This is a genomic window from Ruegeria sp. S263 (assembly GCF_056780525.1).
Window position 1 is genome coordinate 318,184 of the sequence record NZ_JBQUVJ010000003.1, and the last position, 22,815, is coordinate 340,998.

Sequence of the window (22,815 nt, forward strand, 5' to 3'; positions counted from 1 at the left end):
TTGCCGAACTTTTGGCCCGCAGCAGCAACGACTTTCTGAGTCAGCAATAGCTGCGTGGGCAAAAGGCCGATTTGTCCGCTCCAAGGACTTCCAAAGCTCAGTAATGAATGTCCGGTTTGGGCTGGATGCGGACTCCGCGACAATGAATGCGAACGGCCGCTCTGAGCCCAAAGTGACGGCTACAGAGGGACAGGTTGAATGTCCGCTAAAGATGTTTAGCACATGTAGAAGGCTCTGAAAATCAATTCACCGTAACATTCACAGGGGCGAGGTCGCGCAGGGTGGCCGAGGTAGGCCACCACCCTGCGCTATACTCAGTTCAGAGTATTCTTGTAGATCACGCCATCTTTCATGATCAGTCGCATCGTCGGGATGTCACGAGGACGCGGTTCGGCGTCGTACCATTTCTCGTTGCCGCCGATGACACTGATGTCTTCAAGAGGGTTTCCATCGACAATGAGAACGTCGGCGTAAGCGCCTTCGACAATCACACCAAGAGGACCTTCGAGGTAAGGGTTGGCTTTTCCCGAGTATGCCAGAAGCTCCCCTGCCGAAGAGGTTGCCGCAACAAGCATCGCGTGGTTTCCAAATAGGTGGGCATGGAACCATTTCTCATAGTCCAGCTGGGTTCGCAGCAACTCTCCCGTGGCAAACACGACGTCGGACTGAAAGGCCATCTTAGGACGGATCGCCTTGACGTTCTCGACGAAGTCCTTGGATTGATCGGTCGCAAGTGCCAGCTTGTCCTGATTTGCCTTGGTTTGCAGGCCGGGATTTTGTTCCAGATAGGGCGAGATACCGGTCATCTGCGAAACAAGGAAAACGTCATTGTCTTTCATGAGCTGCAGCGTCTCGGGGCTGGCGAAAAACCCGTGCTCGATGCTTTTTACGCCGGCCTCGACGGCCCGCACGATCCCTTCATCCGAAAAAACATGAACGCCGACATATGTGTCCCAATCGGCGGCAACGCGTACTGCTGCGTCAAGTTCTTCGGGCTGGTATTGCAGAGTGTGCAGCGGATCCAGGATCGAGGCGACGCCGCCCCCGGCCATCAGCTTGATCTGCGTTGCCCCCTGGGACAGGTTCTGCCGTACGGCTGTCATGACGCCATCCACACCATCAGCGACATATGTGATGCCGAGCCGTTGCGCGCTGCTGTCATTGGCATAGGGCGGCAGGTTCGGGTTTCGCTGTGACGCGTTGCGAAAATCACCATGCCCCGAGGTTTGCGACACAAAGGCGCCACTCGGGTATATGCGCGGCCCTTCAACCAGCCCCGCGTCAACAGTTTTCTTCAGACCGGAACCTCCGCCACCCATTTCGCGGACGCTGGTAAACCCGCTGTAGAGATACTCGTTGGCCATATGCGCAGCCCGAGGACCGATTTCGTCCCACGCGCCACCCTCCATGCCGCCAACACCACCGGGCATGTTCATGTAGAGGTGCGTGTGCGCATCAATCAGCCCAGGCATCAAAGTGCGTCCATCGCAGTCAATCTGGTTTGCCCCTTTTGCCTCAAGCGACGTATCGCCGACAGCCGAAATCAGATTGCCTTCAATCAGAATATTTTGCCCTTCAATCAAGGTTTCGGTGAGACCATCAAACACCGCACAGTTCGTGAATAGAACCAGTGCCGGTGAAGCCTCTTCCTGAGCGAGCGACGACGTAGCCGTTGCTGTCGCGAGCAAAACCCCCGCAACAGATTGTAGAGTAATTTTCATTTCCATCTCCCATTGGATCAGCCCCCCCGCTCGGGGCGTTTGAACTGAGAGACAGTATAACGAGTGACGGAACTCTCGCCTGTCTTCGAGGTGCGCGAAGGACAGTATTTTGCCCCATAGGGACAATTTTGAGCAATTTTTTTCCCTTTTAATTGTTCTGCGTCGCTAGAATGAAACTGAACATCAAAGCGAACCCTGGATCGATGAAGCACACTTTACCACTCGTAAAACTGAGCGTTTTGCGCCCCTTCGCCATGGAACTCCGCGAATGCGGCATTGAGCCGGAACCAGTGTTCGAGAGCGTCGGATTAACTGAGAGTGCAATCTTTGAGGCTGACCTCTCAGTTCACGTCATGGTCATCCACCAGTTTGTCGAGAACGCCGCCAAGTCTGCCGAAGATCCCTTTTTTGGGGCCCGCGTTGGAAGCAAACTCGATGTTCAGGGTTGGACGATACTTGAGGACGCTGAGGCGCGCGCGACAACGGTTGGAGACTTCCTGTCGATCTTTATCGCGCGGTCCAACGAGATTGCCAGTTCTGTCACAGAACATCTTAATATAGTCGGCCAAACTGCAGTTTTTGGAGAGACGCGATCTTTTGCACCCCAAATTCTGCCCGCTCAGAACGACGCATTCATGGTGGCGCTCGGCTTGGCCGTTCTCCGGCGGGCTCTACGCAACCGGCTGGACCCATCGAAAGTAACAGTTACTGTAAGCGACCCCAAGGTTCTGCCATCGGAATTCGACCTGATGCACCCAATGAAGGGGAACAGAATGGGGTTCAGTATTCACTTTCCGTCGTCTTGGTTGTCCCTAAAACTGGATCCTGCGTCATCCAGTTTAGCCACGGAGGAAAAATCCGGCACGGCTGCCGACGGGTTTGTTCAATCTTTTAGGCAAATGCTCCGGGCGCACATCGAACAGATTGACCTTAGCGCTTCAAAATGTGCGGCTCTCGCATCGATGAGCCAGCACAAGCTGAAACGACGACTAGCTGAGAACGGGACCAATATTACCAACGAGATAAGCTTCGTGAGGCAGCAATACGCAAGAGAGGTTCTAGTCACGACCAGTAGGTCGGTTTCCGATATCGCTACAGCGCTGGGGTTCACGGATGCCGCCAATTTCGCTCGAGCCTTCCGCCGCGCAAACGGCATGACGCCAACCGCTTTTAGAAAATTGCAGGAAGTCGAGAACGGCGAAAAAACTGAGTTGCTCGCCGAACCGGACACTTAACCTGGCGGGTTCAACGGCGGCTTCGTCCGCATTGCAGTCGTTGCTCCGATTATGTCGAACATCCGCTGATAGTAGAAACTGCCGTTTAAATTCGAGACACTTCATAGGTCCTGAACCTAGACTTAGGCGGAGATCACCATCCCGGTTCTTCAAAACCTCGCTTGCATCGCAATCCAGCCGTCGGCGCGTATAATGCGAATATGACAAGAGATATTGAAGCTAACGCTCAGAAAATCGCTGATGCCCTGAACTCTGCCCAGCAGATACCTAAACTGTCTTCAGAGGCAGTACAGCTGACGCTGGATGACGCTTATTCGATTGCAAGTCGCGTCCGAAAGCTTCAGGGCAAAAAGAGAGTTGGTAGAAAAGTCGGCTTCACGAACCGCGCGATTTGGCTTGTTTATGGTGTAGATCAACCCATTTGGGGAGAGGTTCACGCAGATGGGCTGTTTTCGACTGATCAGCCGGTAAACTTGGCAAGGTATTCAGAACCGAGGATTGAACCAGAAATCGTACTCGGCCTTAGACATACACCGACGGCTGAAATGAACGATGAGCAGTTGGCAGGTTGCGTGGAGTGGGTCGCTCCAGGATTTGAAATCGTCCAATCGATTTATCCCAACTGGAAATTCTCGGTCGAAGACTCAATCGCAGCACAAGGATTGCACGGCTGCCTTGTTCTTGGCGACAAAATCGAGGCGACGCATGATATCTTGACCGGCTTGGCCGAAGTGCCACTAGCGTTGTTCAAGGGCGCCGAGGCTATCGAGGCCGGCAAGGGTGAAAACGCGCTTGGGGGCCCAATCAAAGTCCTGGCTCATCTTGTGTCTCTGCTTTCCAAAGACGACCAGCTTCAAAGAGGCGAGCTAGTCACAACTGGCACATTGACGGACGCATGGCCAGTGTCTCCGGGTGAAGAATGGTCAGCTGGTTTTGGTGGCGTGATGGACACCGAGCTCTCGGTGCGATTTACATGAGGCTTTGGTAGAGTGGTGACGCCGACTGCACCAAAGAAATGTTGCTCTCAATAGCTGACCATGATGGTCTTCCACTGGTTTCACCAATTCTGAAATGCAAATTACACGATGCTATCCAAATCAGACTACATGTTGTTTCTCAGGCACCCTGCCTGGCTCTGGATCAAGAAACATGCCAGGCATCTGTTGCCGCCAATTGACCCTTCGTTGCAAGCACGCTTTGATGAGGGGCACGCGTTTGAGCCTTATGCAGAGGAGCTTTTTGGTGATCTCGTTCGCCTCGGTTTTTCAGATTTTTCAGAATACCAGGCTCTGCCCGCGCGTACTTTGGAGGCTTGGAGAAACGGTGCAAACGCAGTGGCGCAGGGACGCTATGAAGATGGAAACATAACTTGCATCTCCGACATCGTGAGCCGCAGTGATGATGGGTACGTTCTGACAGAGATCAAGAGCGGGACTTCTGCAAAGCCCGAGCACACTTTTGATCTCGCATTCCAGCGTGTCGTGCTTGAGGCGGTCGGGTTCCCCATTGCGCGCTGCGAAGTGGCACATGTGAACCGTGATTACGTCAGAAACGGCGAAATCAATCCTCAAGAGCTTGTCAGAATCACTGACATCACGGATGCGGTGACTGAGCAGCTCGAAAAAACACGCACACGTATCGATCAGGCATTGAGCGTCGTTGCCAGCGGTACGATGCCTGATCCGTCCCCGGAACGTGCGCGCCTTAAATCCTATGGTGAATGGCTGGAGATCCGCGAGAAGCTAGACACTCCAATCGTGCAAGACAGCATCCACCGCCTTCCGTTCATGAACGCGGAAAAAGCCTCAGAACTCATCGCAGACGGGATCACAAAGATTGACGAGATCAGTGATCCATCTGTGTTGGGCAAGTCGACGCAACGCTACTTGAGAGCAGTGGCGAACGGTGCACGCACAATCGATCATCAGGAGTTAAGCAGGTTTCTGAGCGAGATTGTGTATCCGGTTTACTATTTTGACTACGAGACATCTCAGAGTTTGCTGCCACCCTGGGAAGGAACGCGCCCCTATCAGCAAGTGGCTTTCCAGTATTCCTTGCATATCCAGCATGAGGCTGGCGGAGAAATCGAGCACAGGGAGTATCTCCACCGAGACGCCACTAACCCGATGCCAGCCTTACTGAATAGACTTCGTGAGGACATGGGGGACGTTGGCTCTGTAGTGGTTTGGTATGCCCCGTTCGAAAAATCGCGCAATACGGAAATGGCAGAAACTTATCCAGAGCACGCAGAGTTCCTGGAAGGTCTAAATGCACGGGTTGTAGATCTGATGAAGCCGTTTGCGGATGAAGTGATCAACGATCCTGCGTTCAAGGGTAGCGCCTCTATCAAGGCCGTTCTTCCAGCGTTTTTGCCAGAACTTTCATACGATGATCTGGACATCAAAGAGGGGGCGAGCGCGTCTCGCCTTTGGAAGGACGTAACACTGACCGAACCGGATGATCCAGCGCGCGAGAAGGTCTATTCTGATCTTGTGGCGTATTGCACGCGCGACACCTGGGCAATGGTCGCAATTCATCGGGAATTGTTGGCTATGTGAGCTGTGGTGCGTGCCGCAAGACTTTTGCGACTGAGCTCTGCGGGGTATCTGTGTGATCCGTCGGCGTTAAGGCAACCGCAACACTCAATCTTGCCACTCCAACCGATACAAGACGTGGTGACCGCTTAGACCTTTCAGGAGTCTGGGTTCTATTTCAGAAAACGAGAAATCGGTTCGTCCTCCGACCATGGCGCGAGTCGCATCTGAAACGAGTATCTCGCCTGCCGCACCAACGGTCGTTATGCGTGACGCTTTGTTGACCACAGTACCGAAAAAATCTCCACGAGATTGCACGACATCACCAGTGTGAATTCCAATCCGAACACCGAAAGATGGCTCCGCGGATACCGATGCAATGGCCTTCTGAATCTTGACAGCGGCCGTCAGTGCTTCTTTCGCGGACGGAAAGACGGATAACGTTCCGTCTCCAAGGGATTTCACGAACTGGCCATGATGCTTTTCAATGATCGCCGCCAAGACTTGGAAGTGGTTTTCGATCAGCACCGACCAACGCTGATCGCCCAACGCCTCCGCCAACGTTGTACTGCCTTCTACATCAGTGAAAAGTACTGAAGCCAAACCTTCGGTTTGGATCAGCTCGGGTCCATCTTCGCGCGCAGCATCAACCAGTTTTTGGATGGCCAGCTGCTCTTTACCCACGAGTTCAATATTTGGAGTTGGCACTGAAGCGTGGCGATTGATGATCTTCCAGGCTGCTCCCTCCAGGACAAAAATCAGAACGGTGCGGTAAAAGACGGCTTCATCAAAGCCGACGAACTGAATCTTGTGGACGAAGGATGACCATCCCGTCTCTCCGTTTTCGAAGGCCTCAGCTTCAACTTCTTCAAAAACGACGGGTGCCGGGATCTCCGCGAAAAAGCCGCTAACCCCATCGCGAACTGCTTGCCCGCTCCAAAACTCACCTTCGCCGGTTCCAACGAACCTTAGCTCATCTGATTTCGACAGAAAATCCTGCAACTCGTCAGTATTCTTCTTGGTTCTGAGTATTTCATACCAACGCCTGGAAACTGCCAGCAGTTCAGGAGAGGAACGTATCATCACAAATTACTCGAGACGCTAAATGGAATGAGACTTACAAGGTCTTGCAACCGGTATCTCCATTTTTCGAAAGATGCGGGTCAATGCTGCCGCTGAGGTTTGGTCAGATCAAGACTTTTGTATTTCTCCAGAACACAGCGCATCAGACGCAGATCAAAAAACGCGCGTCGAGTCAGAGCGTATTATCGATTGAGTTTCTAAGTTCGAGTCCGGATCACAGGGCATCGAATCGCTTCGCTGTCTGAGAGCAACTCGTCGCTGTACTGACCCGCAAAATAGGATGCTTCATTCTTTTTGGCACACGCTAACCTAGAAGGTTCCCAGAACTACGCGGTGAATTTCGAAGTGCAGCACGCTCCGTCTTGACATGGTTATGCGAACTGGTTCAGCTTGCGGTCATGACGTTCACACGCATCCACTGCCATCGAATATCGGCCTGAGGTCGATAACCCACGCGAAATCCGCGGGAGGCAGCATTGGTATGCGGGCGAGGCTTATATCCTTGTAATTGCTCCAGATTAGAGTGCACGAGTCGGTTCGATTCCGACGCCTCCTACCATCCTCTGGAGGTGTCCGACATGGCGGACGAAGTCACGAACGCAATTGATTTCAAAGACAAAGATCAGGATGAAATTGATGGTCTCATGGAAAGTGTCGATCTAACTACCTACGGTCTGGAACGGGTGAAGATTGGTCATACTATAGGCCTGGATGACTCTGGCAGTGAGATTGATCCGCCAAATCCAAATCCCCGAGGTGGTCACGATGACCCAGAAAAAGACCCTTTAGACATGATCGTAGCCGCCTTCAACGAACGCTATTTCAATGGTTGGGATGCGACACCGGAGGAGCAAAGAATCAAGCTGATCAACATCCTCAACCACGCAATGAGCGACCCTGCATTTCAGAACAAGGTTGTATCCAACCCTGACGAACAAAATCGACGCATCGCCAGTGAAGCACTATTTGAAAAAGCAATGCGCAACGAACGTCGGCGAGAAATCGACCTTTACAAGAAGTACGCCTCAGATGACGATTTCAAATCAGGTCTTCACGAAGCTCTCATGCGCATGATGGAACAAGTTCTAAAGTCAGGAGACCACAGACCCGTAGGATAAACCTAGTGGTTTGTTGAGCTCAGCAATGCGCAAAACCCACCGGAAGCACACACCTGCAACTCTATCCTTGCCTTAAGTCTAGAACTCAAGGATCGCCCAATAGCAGAAATGCCGTCGGCATTCTGCACTTCTGAGTTGAAATCGCGCAAACTAATGCGCAAATCATGCAGACTTATGGGGTTCGTGCACGTTTGTGCGCGCCCCTACACACCCGCTTTCTAGGGATTGATGCACCGTCGGACTTGCAGGTGGTGTACAAAGTCTTTTCGGTCAACTCTGATCCGGGTCTGCACGCGCCTGCGCTTATTGCCATTGGCCGCTGGCGGTAACGCCAGCAATGCCGCCCGGACACTGGTTTGGGCGGCTATTTGGCCCGAATGTCAGCATCGCCCTGTTCAAGAAACCATGCGTAGGTCTCTCGTATTCCCTCTTCGAGGTTGACCTGCGCGCGCCACCCCATGTCGGCAAGCCGGGACACATCCATCAGTTTGCGCATTGTCCCATCTGGTTTGCTGGCATCCTGCGTGATCCGCCCGGTGAATCCGACCGTCTTGGCAACCATTGCTGCCAGTTCAGCGATCGAGATATCTTCTCCGCACCCTACGTTTATGTGGCTCAGCATGGGTTGCGTATTCTCTTCATAAACATCGCGGGGCAAGTCGAGTACAAACAGCGATGCCTCGGCCATGTCATCCACATGCAAAAACTCTCGACGCGGTTTACCAGTACCCCAGATAACCACCCCGTCCAACCCGTCCCGATGCGCTTCGTGGAAACGGCGGATCAAAGCAGGCAGCACATGACTGTTTTCCGGGTGAAAGTTATCACCGGGCCCATACAGGTTTGTCGGCATGACCGAACGATAATCGACCCCGTGCTGTCGATTATAGCTTTCGCACAGTTTGATTCCGGCGATTTTTGCTACTGCGTAAGGTTCATTGGTCGGCTCCAATACGCCAGTCAGCAGGGCGTCTTCGCGCATGGGCTGTGCGACAGCACGCGGATAGATGCACGAGCTACCCAGTTGCAGCAATGAGGTAACGCCTGCGGCAAATGCCTGATGGATGACATTACACTCGATCATCATGTTTTCATAAATGAAGTCGGCAGGGTACGTATTATTCGCGTGAATTCCGCCCACTTTGGCCGCAGCGAGAATGACCACATCGGGGCGTTCCGTTTGCATGAAGTCCCGCACAGCAGACTGGTTGGTCAGGTCCAGTTCCGCGTGGGTGCGCGTGATCAGCGACAGCGCTTCACCCGCCGCTTGGCGATTTTTTAGACGGCGCAGGATCGCGCCTCCGACCATACCGCGATGCCCGGCAACATAGATTTTACGCATATGCCCCTCCTCAGCCATTTTCCAGACTGACAGGCAGATCGAACCCATGCTCTTTCAACAGGGCGTGGCGTCTGGCTGTTTTGAGGTCTTCCGACACCATTTCGGCGCACATTTCCTGAACGGTCAGTTCCGGCTCCCACCCCAGTTTGTTTTTGGCATTTGACGGGTCACCCAAAAGGGTTTCAACTTCGGCAGGGCGGAAATACTGAGGATCGATCCGCATAACTACGTCGCCCTGTTTCAGCGCCGGTGCCTTATCGCCGCGCACGGACTTAACGGTTGCGATCTCATCCACACCGTCGCCCGTGAACTCAAGCGAAACTCCCAACTCGTCAGCCGACAATTCGATAAACTGCCGGACGGAATACTGAACCCCGGTGGCAATGACGAAGTCTTCGGGCTGATCCTGTTGCAACATCAGCCACTGCATCCGCACATAGTCCTTGGCGTGGCCCCAATCCCGCAGGCTGTCGATATTGCCCATATACAGGCAGTCCTCGAGGCCCTGCGCAATATTCGCAAGACCGCGGGTGATCTTGCGTGTCACAAAGGTTTCGCCCCGGCGCGGGCTTTCATGATTGAACAAGATACCGTTGCACGCATACATTCCATAGGCTTCGCGGTAGTTCACCGTGATCCAGTAAGAATACAGTTTGGCCACCGCATAGGGTGATCGCGGATGGAACGGCGTGGTTTCACGCTGTGGGGTTTCCTGAACCAGACCATACAATTCGGATGTCGATGCCTGATAGAACCGTGTTTTCTTTTCCAGACCCAGAAACCGGATGGCTTCCAGCAAGCGCAGCGTGCCGATCGCATCCACGTCGGCCGTGTATTCAGGCGATTCAAAGCTAACCGCCACATGAGATTGCGCACCAAGGTTATAAACCTCGTCCGGCTGAACCTCCTGAATGATTCGGGTCAGGTTGGATGTATCGCTCAGGTCACCATAATGCAGGTGCAAACGCGGGTTGGGGACGTGCGGATCCTGGTAGATATGATCTATGCGCTGCGTATTGAACGAGGACGCCCGGCGCTTGATACCGTGAACTTCATAGCCTTTTTCCAGCAAAAATTCGGCCAGATATGATCCATCCTGCCCTGTAATACCGGTTATAAGTGCAGTTTTTGTCATCGTCGCGTTCCACAAAACTCAATCTGGCTGATTGCACTCTCAGAAACAGCAAGATACCCCGGATTGCAAGCCAAGGCCGTCAGCAAGCGTTGAAAGCGGCGGAACTTTCCTGCGTGAAAACGCGCCAGGTCCGTCATTTCGGAGAAAGGAAACAAAGATGCGTATAGCGATGATCGGAACCGGATATGTCGGTTTGGTATCGGGCGTGTGTTTCTCGGATTTTGGCCATGACGTGATTTGCGTTGATAAAGCCGCCCAGAAGATCGAAATGCTGCAGGCAGGTAAAGTTCCCATCTATGAGCCCGGGCTTGACGCGCTGATGGCAAAAAACGTGGCCTCAGGCCGCCTGAGCTTTACCACCGACCTTACAGCTGCGGTCGATGGTGCTGACGCAGTCTTTATCGCGGTCGGAACTCCGACCCGCCGGGGCGATGGCCACGCCGATCTGACATATGTCATGGCCGCAGCAGAAGAGATTGCTCAGGCCGTAACGGGCTATACCGTCATTGTCACCAAATCGACAGTTCCAGTCGGGACGAACCGCCAAGTTCATGCGGTTGTTTCAGGCGCCAATCCCAGTGCTGATTTTGACGTCGCCTCAAATCCCGAATTCCTGCGTGAGGGGGCGGCGATTGACGATTTCATGCGACCCGATCGGGTTGTCGTGGGCGTCGAAAGTGAACGCGCCGCCGAAGTCATGGCCGAGATCTATCGCCCGCTTTACCTACGGGATTTCCCAATTCTGACAACGGATCTGGAAAGCGCCGAGATGATAAAATATGCGGCGAATGCATTTCTGGCCACAAAGATCACCTTCATCAATGAAATCGCAGGACTGTGCGAGCGCGTGAATGCCGACGTCAAAGAAGTTGCCCGCGGCATCGGTCTGGATGGTCGGATTGGCAACAAATTCCTACATGCCGGCCCCGGCTATGGAGGTTCGTGTTTTCCCAAGGACACCGCCGCTCTGGCCCGGATCGGGCAGGAACATGCATATCCCATGCAAATCACCGAAACGGTTATTCGTGTGAATGACGGGGTCAAAAAGCGGATGATCGAGAAGATCCGCGACGCGTGTAATGACAGCTTCAATCAAAAAACCGTTGCTGTCCTCGGCGTGACCTTCAAACCAAACACAGACGATATGCGTGATGCCCCGTCGCTGGCGATCATACCGGCCCTGATCGGCGGCGGCGCGACGGTTCGCGTGGTCGATCCGCAAGGCCGCGCCGAGGGCGAAGCCTTGCTTCCCGGTGTTGAATGGTGTGACGATCCCTACTCTGCTGCTGAAGGCGCAGATGTTGTCGTTCTGCTGACCGAGTGGAACGAATTCCGCGCGCTTAACCTGCCGGAACTTGCGGCTGCGATGAAGTCGCCGCAGATGGTCGATCTGCGCAACATCTATTCCAAACGGGCGGCCCTGAAAGCCGGGTTTCAAAGCTACGTCGGCGTTGGCCGGTAAACACCGCTTAGGTCGCCGCATAAAGCGGAACCGAATTGTCAGCGCCTTGCGCCAGTGCCTTGCTTTGATCCTGTCGTACTTTTTCATAGAGGGCGAGCGCCTCTTTCGAGAACAGTGCTTTTGGGGGCTCAACGTGCAGAAAATTACTTTGTGCGTCCCTTCCCCGCGCCGGCATCGCGTAATCACGTTCGGCAACAAGCTGCCTTGCATTTGGGTTCAGATACCGGATCGCCAGACCAATTCGCCGATCGTCTGACCGGTTCGGGCCCGAACCATGTATCGTCAACCCGTGGTGCAAGGACATTTGTCCGGGCGTCAATTCGATGTGGGTCTTGTCTTCTTCGGCAACTTCGACAGCGATCTCTTGTCCGCGCGACAGCAGGTTGGTTTCCGAATATGTATCGTTATGCGGCAGAATCGGATTCTTGTGGCTTGCCCGCACGAAATCCATGCATCCGCTTTCTACGGTTGCGGGCGATAGAGCGATCCACGCAGTCACCTGATCCGGTGTTTCGCCCATACCCCAATATGTCAGGTCCTGATGCGTCCCGACCGTGTGCTTGGTCCCAGGTTCTTTAACAAAAAACTCGGCGGACCAGATCATGATGTCCGGCCCCAATACACCCTGAACCACATCCAGAACACGTGCATCCAGCGCAATGCGCGCGGCCATCGGCATGACCAGATGTGCGTTCACCCGTTTGTAGGTATTCAACGGCAGCGGAAGATCCGCGTCTTGCCAATCTCGTTCAATCCCTTCGAACTCGGCGCGTATCTCAGACGCTTCTTGCTCGGAAAATACACTCAGAGGAAACAGGAAGCCGTCTTCCCAATAGCGGGCCGATTGCGTTTGGGTCAGCGTGGACTGATGTTTGGCGCTTTGATCGGCCATGCGTGTTCCTCCCCGATGCATGATTGGAAAAGGATAAGACAGAGTTTGAATTTCACAGAACGCGAACTCTTGCCCGTCAGGCTAAGTTCAGCTTAGCCTATTCACATGGCGACCCGTATCCCGTCCTTGAATTGGTTGCGCGTGTTCGAGGCGGCCGCACGAACCGAGAGTTTCTCCCGCGCGGCCGCACAGTTGAACATGTCAGCCGCAGCCGTCAGCCAACAGGTTAAGGCGCTGGAAACGCAGCTTGGGACACCCTTGTTCCATCGCCATGCCCATTCCGTCACCCTAACCGAAGCTGGTCGTGCTTATTTGCCGTCGGTTCAGCAATCGCTTTTGATGCTTGAAACTGCGACGACCGGACTGTTTGGGGAAACAAGGGAACAACGGCTTTATGTTCAATCTGTGCTGTTGTTCGCGCATGGGATCCTGGCTGCAGGTTTGCCGGACTTTCACGCGTCATATCCGCAGATCAACTTGTCACTGACCACCGGAAACGTGACCTCGGACTTTTCCAACCGGTTTACCGACCTTCAGATCGTTTTTGGAAACCCGTCCCTGTTTGGAACCGAGGGCGATGAATTGCTTCGCGAACACCTTTACCCGGTTGCGCCACCGGACGTGGCGACCCAGATAAGTCAGCCACAAGACCTGTTCAAGTTTACTCTGATCGAAGTGTCTACGCACCGAGCAAGCTGGCCACACCTTTTCGAAGCCCTTCGATTGCCCGCAGGACAAGCCCAGTACTTCTTCGCTGATAATTCAATCATGGCCGCAGAACTGTCCGCCAGCGGAGGCGGCATCGCGCTGGCCCGCGCCCCGGCGTCAGGTCGGATCATGTCGTTGTCTGGTCTGGTGCCATGTCTGGACGGGGTCACAGTCCCAGGCCAAGAGGCGTATCACCTGATATACCAGTCACGCGCAGCCTTGCGGCCTTCGGCTCGCGCCTTTCGCGAGTGGATCATGGACTACAGCGCCGCAGTCCAGACCCTATAACGTCCCTGCCCCGTCACTTCGCGAATCAAACCCCGATCCGTAAAGCGATCTATGTTGCGCTGAACCGCCGCGCGAGAAGCTTGTGTCAGCTCTTGTGCCAATGGCGCTGAAACCATGGGCCATGACCTGAGAACATCAATCAACAAGGGCGGCGTGCGCCCGCTCAGGTCGTGTATGGCGTCACGGGCACGGTCCTCCCACGCGTTCACGCGATCAAGGTGCAATAGACCCGCCAGAACCGCCTGCCCCGCCCCGTTGATCCACGCCGAGAGCTTTTCATCCGTCGCCCCCACCCCACGCAAGGCTCCGGGCCCAGACAGCGCCAGTGGCATGAACATCGCTCCGCCCCGGCCCATAGTCGCGCCATGCCGGGCGGCGATGATTGCGGCTTCGGTGTCCTGCCCAACCCTTTGAGACAGCGCTCGCCAAGCATGAAACCCGATTGCAGCCTGCGTGACCGGATGCAGGCCCTCGGCGTTCTCCATCACTTCGGCCAGATCGGCAACCGCTTCGGGAACCTCTTCGATCCCCTGAGCCAGTCGATCCAGAAACGCAGTCAGACCCGAGGCCCATCCCCCTTCCGACGGACCCGCCCCCGAGGTTAGTCGTCGGACAGCCCAGCCTGCGCGAAACAGCGCCTGCACATCGTCTCCGGTCGCCCCAATGCGCAAACCCGTCCATAAAGCCAGCCGATCGACACTGATGCGATCACCGGTCCACCACCCCAGATCCGACACATCCATAAGAGCCAACCGATGTGTCCAACCTGTTGGGCCGGCCCTCAGACGCTCGTCCAACGCGCCAAACGTGGCGGCCAGGTCTGCCAGCTCGAAAGAAAGTTCGGCCTGCGCCGCACGCCAATCGCGTGGATCAAACAGCAGGCGACGATCGGCCTTAGGTCCCGGTAGCAGGAAGTCTTCTTCTACCTCTCCATCACCATCGTCGGGCAGAAACCAAAGATCATCCTCTTCCGACGGGTCGGCATCATAGATGCTTGGAGGCCCGAGCGTAGTGTCGTCCTCATCCTGGTCCGGCCTGACAGGGTCTGATGTCATGGCCGCTATATTTCTGTTAATTGCGATCCTTCACAAGGCGTTTTCGAACACCGAAAGAAATCAGCTTCTGAAAGTCCGGGTGTAAAGTTCCAGCAGACATTACAGATCGGCCTGTTCGTCAGTGATGATAGGCATAAACCCACGCCGTTTCCGCGATCCGGTGGCGTTGGTCATCTGTAATGTTTTCGCAAAACTGCAATCAAAAACGCAGGGGTGGTCGCTAAATCCGGTTCCCTTTGACCGACTTGCCGCGCTATCTCTTTCGCATCGCAAGTCGAGGAGATGCAGCGCATGAGCGAGACGGTCAAACTAAATCTGGAAGACATCCAAACCCTGTGTCAGACCGTTTTGGCCAAGTCAGGTTTCGGGCCTGATCATGCACAGGCCATCACCGAGACATTGGCCACTTGCCAGTTTGACGATTGCCAGTCTCATGGGCTTTTCCGGCTTTTCATGTGCGCCGAAACGATGAAGGCCGGAAAGATCGACGGGCACGCCGCGCCTGTTGTGACCCCCTCCGACAACGCAATTGTCCGCGTAGATGCCCAAGGCGGAATATCCCTGCTGGCATTCCAGAGCGCCCTGCCGGTTCTGATCGAAAAAACCCATACCCACGGAATCGCAGCAATGGTCATAAACCGATGCTATCATTTCTCTGCATTGTGGCCAGAAGTCGAGCGCTTATCCTCGGCTGGTCTTGCGGCTATGGCCATGGTGCCCAGCCATTCATGGGTGGCCCCGGCAGGCGGCACCCGGGGCAGCTTGGGGACAAACCCGCTGGCATTCAGTTGGCCTCGTTCTGGCAAAGATCCCTTTACCTTCGATTTCGCCACAAGCGCCTTTGCGCGTGGAGAGATTGAGTTGTACCGCCGGGCCGGAAAACCATTGCCGGAAGGCGTGGCCATAGACAAGGACGGAAACCCGACAACAGACCCGCAGGCTGCAATGGAAGGGGCGATGTTGACGTTCGGCAGCTACAAGGGATCAGCCCTTTCGATCATGATCGAGTTGCTGGCCGGGCCTTTGATCGACGATCTTACCAGTCTTGAAAGTATGGAATTCGCCGAAGGTGAAGGCGGGGCCCCCTATCACGGCGAGATCATCTTGGCCTTTGACCCTGCCCAGTTCAGCGGCGGTCGCGTGTCGGAAAATGACGCGCGGGCCGAGCGGCTGTTTTCGGACATTTCCGATCAGGGGGCACGCCTGCCATCCCAGCGCCGCTATGCTGCCCGCAGTCGGAATATGGCCCGAGGCTTTGTAGAGGTTTCGAAATCGCTTTACGACGATCTACAAGTCCTTGCCCAACAAGTCTGACGCCACTTCCCCTTGGCGAAGTGGCTGGCTAAGAAGGTTCTCCAATCAATTTCAGGAGACCCAATTGGACCGCATCGCTCGCACCATAGCCACCGAAATCAGCGCACGGCCCGAACAAGTCGAAGCAGCCGTCAAATTATTGGACGAAGGCGCCACTGTCCCGTTTGTAGCGCGCTATCGCAAAGAGGCGACAGGCGGGCTGGACGACACGCAATTGCGCGCGCTTTCCGACCGCCTGACATATTTGCGAGAACTGCAGGCGCGTCGCGATACGATTCTGAATACGATCAAGGATCAGGGCAAACTGACTGACGATCTTGCCAAGTCGATTATACAGGCCGAAACCAAGGCACAGTTGGAAGACATCTACCTGCCCTATAAGCCCAAACGCCGCACTAAGGCGATGATTGCCCGAGAAAACGGGCTTGAGCCGCTTGCAGACGCCATTCTTGCAGACAGGACCGCAGACCCGGACGTGTTGGCATTGGGATACCTGACTGAAACGATTGTAACGACAAAGGACGCATTGAACGGTGCTCGTGACATCATCACCGAGCGGTTGACCGAAAATGCCGTATTGCTGGGTGAGCTTCGAGCATTCATGCACCAAGAGGCATTACTGTCAGCCAAGGTGATCGAAGGCAAACAGCAAGAAGGCGCAAAGTTCAGAGATTATTTTGATCATTCCGAACTATGGGCGAACACCCCCTCGCACAGGGCACTAGCCATGTTGCGCGCGTCCAAGGAAGAAATTGTGACACTGGATATCGCGCCGAACTCCGAAGATGGGGCTGCACGGGCGGAAGCCATCGTAGCTGCGCATCTCCATACGCGTACTGATGCGCCTGGCGACGTCTGGCTGCGCAAGGTCGCTGGCTGGACCTGGCGCGTCAAACTATCCTTGTCGATGATGGTAGAGATGATGGCGGAGCTGCGCAGCCGCGCGCAAGATGAGGCAATTCTTGTTTTTTCATTCAATCTCAAAGACTTACTGTTTTCCGCACCTGCCGGAACCAAGGCGACGTTGGGTTTGGACCCCGGAATTCGCACCGGAGTAAAGGCGGCAGTCGTCGATTCAACTGGAAAAGTGCTTGAGACAGAAACACTTTACCCGTTTCAGCCCAAGAATGACCTTGACGGCGCGAAACACACAATCCTGAGTCTTGTGCGCGCGCACAATATCGAGCTGATCGCCATTGGTAACGGAACCGCAAGCCGGGAAACCGAAAGGCTTGTTTCTGATGCATTAAAGCATATTCCAAAGACTGAAAATACGCCGACAAAGGTTGTCGTGTCCGAAGCTGGTGCTTCTGTCTATTCGGCCTCTGAACTTGCCGCGCGTGAGTTCCCGGATCTGGACGTGTCATTGCGAGGCGCTGTTTCGATAGCACGCAGGTTGCAGGATCCCCTGGCTGAACTGGTGAAGATCGAACCAAAGTCGATTGGGGTCGGACAATATCAGCACGACGTCGATCAGCATCGGTTGTCACAGTCTCTGGACACGGTCATCGAAGACGTCGTGAACGCAGTCGGCGTTGATCTGAATACGGCCTCAGCTCCCCTGCTCTCACGTGTCTCTGGTTTGGGGCCTGTTTTGGCGGACTCAATCGTTGCCCATCGTGATGTGCATGGCGCATTTAAATCTAGAAACGACTTGTTGAACGTCGCGCGCCTAGGCCCCCGAGCCTTTGAACAATGCGCTGGCTTCCTTCGCATTCTAAATGGGTCCGAGCCGCTGGATGCGTCTTCGGTACATCCAGAAGCCTATAAGGTTGCCCGACGGGTCGTCTCTGCCTGTGGACGGGATATTCGTCAGATCATGGGGCAAGAAGGTGCCTTGAAAAACCTGCAAGCCGAGCGCTTTACCGATGACAAGTTCGGCCTTCCCACTGTTCAGGACATTTTCACGGAACTTGAAAAGCCTGGGCGCGACCCTCGACCAAGCTTTGTCACGGCTTCGTTCAAGGACGGGGTCGAGGATATTTCAGACCTTAGACCCGGAATGAAGTTGGAGGGGACGGTTACAAATGTCGCGGCCTTTGGGGCGTTCGTCGACATCGGCGTTCATCAGGATGGATTGGTTCATGTGAGCCAACTGGCGGATCGGTTCGTCAAAGACCCTCACGAAATAGTTCAGACGGGCCAAGTCGTGAAAGTCACCGTCGTCGACATTGATGTCAATCGAAAGCGAATTGGCCTGAGCATGCGCAAAACCAGAACGGCGTCGGACAATCAAAAACACGACGGCAAGAGTACATCGAGACAAACCCGTAAATCTGAGCAAAACGAAAAGCAACGCGCAAAAAATGACAATAAAGCGCATCACGGCGCACTTGGCGATGCGCTTCGATCAGCGATGAAGAAGCAGTGAGGTCTGTGGCCTCCAATAATTCGCCTCTTCTATTCGAAAGCCTCTGGCTCCAGCTCCTCCCAAAAAGAAAAAATCCTAGTGGCGTTCAGGCCTGAGCGCCACCCATGCGAACGGAAATGTTCGCGATCTAGATCATTGTCCAAGCCTGCCATAAACAGTCTCTTGTCAGCGTCGCGTTGCGTTGGGTTTCGCCGCGAAACCAGCTCTTCTACCACGGAGAGTTTTCTGGACCTTTCGGTGCGTTCCGCAGCACGGGCGGCATAGGCCTTTTCTTCCTGAACTTTTTCTTCCTGCCTCAGTCGCGCGGATTCAATCGCTTCGGGACTTGGGGCAACCTGCGCTTCTTCGATTGGCGGCTTGTAGTCATCACGCAAGGCAGCGGACAGGTACCCGAGAGTAGACTTCACACCCCCCTGCCCTGTTACATAATCCAACTTTTGCTGAACATATTTTTCACCATGTTCAGCGATCCACTGCCGCGCCAGCCGGTCTGAGACCCCTTGCTTACGAAGTGTCTTGTAAACCGCCAGATTTCGCACACCATCGCTATCGTCGATTTCGAACATAGCTTTCTGCGGGTTCCCTTTAATCCGGAACCTTATGTCCGTAACAGAACGCCCCTTTTTTAGAAATTCTGGCTCAATAAGTATATCCGAGCTTTTATTTACTTCATTGACGGCTGGCTTGATTATCTTTGCGTTTAAATGTTTGAAGCTGCTGTAGTAGTCGCTGCCATCAACGCCCATGAGTTTTCTGAACACATCCAAGGACCACCATCCTGTGGATCCGGTCCTTACAAAACGATAACAGTTTTCATAAAGCGCCAACCCATGACCGGAACTGAAATTGCGTTGGATTTGCACATTGATCAAAGCATAGATCTTTGGGTCGTAGAGTTTCTGCGCCAGCGCGGGCGAGTAGGCATATTCACAAACACCACTTTTTAGCTTTGCAAAGCTAAGCAGCGAAGAAACGCCCCACTCTTGCCGGCCTTGCTCATCCAACATGTCCCATTCTGCGACGGTCTCCGCCAAAGCACGCAAACTTGCGCGCAATGTATCAAAATCATTGGAGTTATAACCAACCATCATGGCAAGTGTGCGTGCATCTATCGTGTGCGTAGATGCAGAAGTCAGCGCATCGTATGCATTGAGTAGCAGCACGTTAGAAAGCTTGCGTTGTAGCAGCGTGAGTTTACCGCTGATATGTATCGCGGCCACATTCTTTTTTACCGTCTCCCGACGCAAAGCGCCTGAAAGGTGGTCCATGTCCAATTGTGTTTCCGGCATGATTCTGCCTGACTGCTCGTTTCAGTATTTGTGGCACGAAGGGTACCCAAAGATCAATCACCTTTAGGTACCCAAATACAGTGTGAGGCAGTTCCTGCAAACGGGTACCTTATTGTCGCGCGCAGAAAGTTATCCCCAGAAAAAGACCTCAGGCGACTCTCAACGCAATCGTACACTCTAACCAGCGGTAAGAAATGCGCATGAATAGGGTCTGAAACTCAAGAAAATCAGCCAACCCGAGAATCGGTGCATGTCGTACCGAGTCCTGCCACCCTTGGTCCCGTAACTTGGCACCTTTTAGCCTGAGTATTGGTGCCCATTAACCTGTAAACAGGTACCAAGTAGCGAGTAAGTCTTTGGTTTTATTTGTTTTATTTTTCGCAAAGTAATTGAACTATCTAAAAAATAGAAACTATTTGTTGTGCTTATTTTCAATATTCCGAAAGTTTCGCGGCGAAACTCGATCAATTCTTGATTTTCTGTGGACAACTTCAGGGCCAAGGATAGCTTTTGTGGAAAATGTGCGCTACCTTGCGCTATATACGCCGCTAAGGCGAACATTTCCTGAGGCCCAGACAGTGAACAAATCCAACCCTCCTCAACTACCACCCTATTTGAATCTCGATCCGAAAGAAGCAGCAAGTAAGTTACCGGACCCTATAGGGACTTCTCGATTCGCAAAAGCCGCAGCATTCTGCACGAAAGGCAGAGAGGATTTAGCGCGTAGAGGTTACGCACCTGACGGCGAAAAACGGCTCCGCCGCTTTTCAATCTGGGAGATAACAAAATATCTCATTCCAGTCGCACCAGCGCACCTAAGGCGAGTACTCAAGGCGAACCCAGACCTTCCACAGGGTGAAGGCGAAACGGGGTCCAAGTGGTTTTCCTTGGAAGAGGTTCTGACGTTGCGAAAGCACTTTGCGGCGGGAGGTGTCAGCACCAAGGAATATTTGCCATATCGACCTGAGGGGTTGCCAGCAAAGGTTGTTGCAGTCGCAAATTTCAAGGGGGGTGTCGGGAAAACATCCACTGCAGCTCATCTTGCCATGTCCGCCGCCTTGGATGGATACCGTGTTCTGGTGATTGACCTCGACAGCCAAGGGTCGATGACGTCCATCTTGGGGGGTAACGTCGCAGACGAGTGGCAGACTGTGTTTCCACTGATTGCAAAAGATTACGCACAGGCCGTCCAGCAGGAAAACCGAGTTCGGAATGCGGCTGGACAATCAGAAATTCCGCTGGATGAGACCTTGAATGAAGCTCTTAAGACTGGTCCGAGCGACGTAATACAAAAAACCCATTGGCCCAACATCGATCTTATTGGCGCTCAGCTTAACTTGTATTGGGCAGAATTTCAGATACCGGTCTGGCGAATGGGTTTGCGGAGTTGGCCGTTGTGGGATGGCTTGACCAATTTCCTGCATCAGGACGGAGTTTTGGACGACTATGACATAGTGTTCTTGGATACCCCTCCTGCACTTGGGTACCTTACGATCAACGCTCTGGCTGCGGCGGATATTTTGTTGGTGCCCCTTGGGGCTTCATTCTTGGAGTTCGATTCGACCGGTCGATTTTTCGACATGCTGTACACGACCTTCGCGAGTATAGAGGATGGAGAGAACGCCGCTCAGCGAGCAGCGGGGCTTCCAGAACTTAAGTTCGAATGGGACGTTGTCAGAGCAATCATTACTCGATTTGATGCCAGTCAACAGACCGATATGGCAAATGTGATCCAGGCCTATTTCGGGGATTTCATGAACGCCTATAGACAGGACTACACCGCTTTGGTCGGGCAAGCCGGTGAGCAGGTCAATGGCATTTACGAAGCGGACTACCGGGACTTCAATCGCGATACTTATGTGAGGGGTCGCGAAACCTTCGACAGAACTTATGCGGAATTCAAAGAGGTTCTGATCGGGTGTTGGTGGCGGGATACCCATATGGGAGACAAGGCAGATGGCTAAACGCAGAAGATTGTCCGCTCCGGACACAACAGAGTTGGAGCAGATGGAGGCAGGTTTCGCGGCGAAACCCTCACTGAATCCATTTGAGGCAAAAGGGGCTACGCCTCCAATTGCCAAGGTTGCTGCCGAAGCCGCCACATTAAACAGCATGGCTTCCGTCACGGATAGGGTGGCACTGGCTCAGGACCAAGGAGATGCAGCGCGTTGGCGTGATGCCCAGGAAACCGGGCTCGTTGCGGAAATGATTCCGCTAGATCAGATAGATGCTGACTTTATCCGCAGGGACCGTATGGTCGAAGACGATGAGGCCATGAATGAATTGTTGGATTCACTGCGTTCGCATGGCCTGAGAACGCCGGTCGAGGTAACAAAGAACGAAGACGGTTTTGGGCTCATCTCAGGATACCGAAGGCTCAAAGCGTTCCGACTGCTTGCCGATACGGACAGTTCTTTTTCGTCGATCCCGGCCTTTGTGCGAGAGGCGGGTTCGGGGCAGGGCGCCTATATTTCAATGGTGGAAGAGAATGAGATTCGGTCAAATCTGACCCCATATGAACGTGGGCGAGTAGCTGTTCTGGCAGCAGGGCAGGGGGTCTTCGACTCCACCGAGGCCGCGGTTGATGCACTATTTGCAGCTGCTTCTAAGGCAAAGCGATCCAAAGTAAGAAGTTTTGCGATCGTTCATGAGGCGCTGGGTGATCTCCTGCAGCATCCAGTTAGTCTTACGGAAAAAGCCGGTTTGAAATTGGCCGCTGCGCTTCGATCCGGCGCGCAGCCAAAGTTGCGCCAAGTGCTGGCGGACGCCGGCACGCTTGAAATGCGCGAAGAGTGGGCGCTGCTGGAAGAAGCCTTGAAATCAGAGCCGAAGCCGACAAAGGAGAAAGCGCGTGGTGGACGTCCGCGACAAGTCTTGCATCTGAAACCTGTGCAGCTTCCTGGAGGCGGAAAAGTCTCAGCAGAGCTTTCCTCGACGGAAGTGCGGATCAAAATCAGTTTGCAGGATGTCTCAGTTGACGAGGCCGAAGAACTAGTGAAGCAAATAGCGGAACACCTTAGTTAGTTTGGTGGGGAGCCTCATCTACAGTAACCACCCGTTCTGCAATTTCACTCAGGAGCGTCGATTTGGGTCATTGCCAGGTGGTGCGCAAAAGTGGATAATAAAGATTATTATGTATTGAGCGGGTAATGTGGCTTAAGATTGAAAAACGGATATGTCCTAGACGACAGCTTGTTGATGCGGTTCCGTTGCAAACTTTCGGCCATTGACGCTTTCGGAATTACCGAGTGAATGACTGTCGGTCGTG

General features: G+C 53.8%; 17 protein-coding genes and 1 tRNA gene. 11 read left to right on the forward strand and 7 right to left on the reverse strand.

Annotated features, from left to right (window positions below; genetic code table 11):
* Positions 1-314: 314 nt before the first annotated feature.
* Complete coding sequence (locus tag ACT2B1_RS20095; protein ID WP_271950340.1) at positions 315-1,721, reverse strand: metal-dependent hydrolase family protein; 1,407 nt, start codon at positions 1,719-1,721, stop codon at positions 315-317.
* Between the two features lie 170 nt (positions 1,722-1,891).
* Here ACT2B1_RS20095 and ACT2B1_RS20100 point away from each other — a divergent pair, with 170 nt between their 5' ends.
* From ACT2B1_RS20100 to ACT2B1_RS20110, 3 genes are all read left to right on the forward strand, one after another.
* Complete coding sequence (locus ACT2B1_RS20100) at positions 1,892-2,956, forward strand: AraC family transcriptional regulator (protein ID WP_271950342.1); 1,065 nt, start codon at positions 1,892-1,894, stop codon at positions 2,954-2,956.
* Between the two features lie 200 nt (positions 2,957-3,156).
* Positions 3,157-3,933: a 2-keto-4-pentenoate hydratase gene (locus tag ACT2B1_RS20105; protein ID WP_481669051.1), complete on the forward strand. Its 777-nt coding sequence runs from the start codon at positions 3,157-3,159 to the stop codon at positions 3,931-3,933.
* Positions 3,934-4,062: 129 nt separating this feature from the next.
* On the forward strand, positions 4,063-5,514 hold the full coding sequence (locus ACT2B1_RS20110) for a DUF2779 domain-containing protein (protein WP_481669052.1): 1,452 nt from the start codon (positions 4,063-4,065) through the stop codon (positions 5,512-5,514).
* Positions 5,515-5,598: 84 nt separating this feature from the next.
* Here the strand turns inward: ACT2B1_RS20110 and ACT2B1_RS20115 are convergent, their stop codons facing one another.
* Positions 5,599-6,573 carry an adenylate/guanylate cyclase domain-containing protein gene (locus ACT2B1_RS20115; RefSeq protein WP_171239239.1) on the reverse strand — a complete coding sequence of 325 codons (975 nt, stop codon included), beginning with the start codon at positions 6,571-6,573 and terminating at the stop codon, positions 5,599-5,601.
* A gap of 465 nt (positions 6,574-7,038) precedes the next feature.
* On the opposite strand from ACT2B1_RS20115, the gene ACT2B1_RS20120 reads away from it, so the two are divergent.
* Together ACT2B1_RS20120 and ACT2B1_RS20125 are read left to right on the forward strand one after the other, a co-directional pair.
* A tRNA-OTHER gene (locus ACT2B1_RS20120) sits at positions 7,039-7,132 on the forward strand.
* A gap of 19 nt (positions 7,133-7,151) precedes the next feature.
* Positions 7,152-7,691, forward strand: coding sequence for a hypothetical protein (locus ACT2B1_RS20125; RefSeq protein ID WP_171123486.1), 540 nt, complete (start codon positions 7,152-7,154; stop codon positions 7,689-7,691).
* A gap of 364 nt (positions 7,692-8,055) precedes the next feature.
* Here the strand turns inward: ACT2B1_RS20125 and fcl are convergent, their stop codons facing one another.
* Complete coding sequence (fcl, locus tag ACT2B1_RS20130; protein WP_481669053.1) at positions 8,056-9,033, reverse strand: GDP-L-fucose synthase; 978 nt, start codon at positions 9,031-9,033, stop codon at positions 8,056-8,058.
* 10 nt (positions 9,034-9,043) lie between these two features.
* On the reverse strand, positions 9,044-10,168 hold the full coding sequence (gmd, locus tag ACT2B1_RS20135; RefSeq protein ID WP_171123490.1) for a GDP-mannose 4,6-dehydratase: 1,125 nt from the start codon (positions 10,166-10,168) through the stop codon (positions 9,044-9,046).
* Between the two features lie 157 nt (positions 10,169-10,325).
* On the opposite strand from gmd, the gene ACT2B1_RS20140 reads away from it, so the two are divergent.
* A complete protein-coding gene (locus ACT2B1_RS20140) occupies positions 10,326-11,630 on the forward strand; it encodes a UDP-glucose dehydrogenase family protein (RefSeq protein WP_171123491.1) in 1,305 nt (434 codons plus the stop codon).
* 7 nt (positions 11,631-11,637) lie between these two features.
* Here the strand turns inward: ACT2B1_RS20140 and ACT2B1_RS20145 are convergent, their stop codons facing one another.
* Positions 11,638-12,522, reverse strand: a complete 885-nt coding sequence (locus ACT2B1_RS20145) for a phytanoyl-CoA dioxygenase family protein (protein ID WP_171123493.1) — start codon at positions 12,520-12,522, stop codon at positions 11,638-11,640.
* 105 nt (positions 12,523-12,627) lie between these two features.
* On the opposite strand from ACT2B1_RS20145, the gene ACT2B1_RS20150 reads away from it, so the two are divergent.
* Complete coding sequence (locus tag ACT2B1_RS20150) at positions 12,628-13,518, forward strand: LysR family transcriptional regulator (RefSeq protein WP_171123495.1); 891 nt, start codon at positions 12,628-12,630, stop codon at positions 13,516-13,518.
* On the opposite strand, the gene ACT2B1_RS20155 is transcribed toward ACT2B1_RS20150, so the two are convergent.
* Entirely contained in the window at positions 13,491-14,573 is a 1,083-nt protein-coding gene (locus ACT2B1_RS20155) for a helix-turn-helix domain-containing protein (RefSeq protein ID WP_171212417.1), read from the reverse strand. The two genes, ACT2B1_RS20150 and ACT2B1_RS20155, sit on opposite strands and share 28 nt — an antisense overlap.
* 291 nt (positions 14,574-14,864) lie before the next feature.
* Between ACT2B1_RS20155 and ACT2B1_RS20160 the strand changes: the two genes are divergently transcribed.
* Together ACT2B1_RS20160 and ACT2B1_RS20165 are read left to right on the forward strand one after the other, a co-directional pair.
* Positions 14,865-15,887, forward strand: a complete 1,023-nt coding sequence (locus tag ACT2B1_RS20160) for an Ldh family oxidoreductase (RefSeq protein ID WP_171123499.1) — start codon at positions 14,865-14,867, stop codon at positions 15,885-15,887.
* 64 nt (positions 15,888-15,951) lie between these two features.
* Complete coding sequence (locus ACT2B1_RS20165; protein WP_481669054.1) at positions 15,952-18,258, forward strand: Tex family protein; 2,307 nt, start codon at positions 15,952-15,954, stop codon at positions 18,256-18,258.
* Positions 18,259-18,287: 29 nt separating this feature from the next.
* Here the strand turns inward: ACT2B1_RS20165 and ACT2B1_RS20170 are convergent, their stop codons facing one another.
* Entirely contained in the window at positions 18,288-19,547 is a 1,260-nt protein-coding gene (locus tag ACT2B1_RS20170) for a replication initiation protein (protein ID WP_171123503.1), read from the reverse strand.
* Positions 19,548-20,125: 578 nt separating this feature from the next.
* Here ACT2B1_RS20170 and ACT2B1_RS20175 point away from each other — a divergent pair.
* The gene (locus tag ACT2B1_RS20175) at positions 20,126-21,511 is read left to right on the forward strand and encodes an AAA family ATPase (RefSeq protein ID WP_171124973.1); all 1,386 of its coding nucleotides are present in this window, start codon (positions 20,126-20,128) and stop codon (positions 21,509-21,511) included.
* Positions 21,504-22,571 (forward strand): ParB/RepB/Spo0J family partition protein, encoded by a 1,068-nt coding sequence (locus tag ACT2B1_RS20180; protein WP_171124904.1) that lies wholly within the window; start codon positions 21,504-21,506, stop codon positions 22,569-22,571. Before ACT2B1_RS20175 ends, ACT2B1_RS20180 begins: the two co-directional genes overlap by 8 nt.
* The last annotated feature ends 244 nt before the right edge of the window (positions 22,572-22,815 follow it).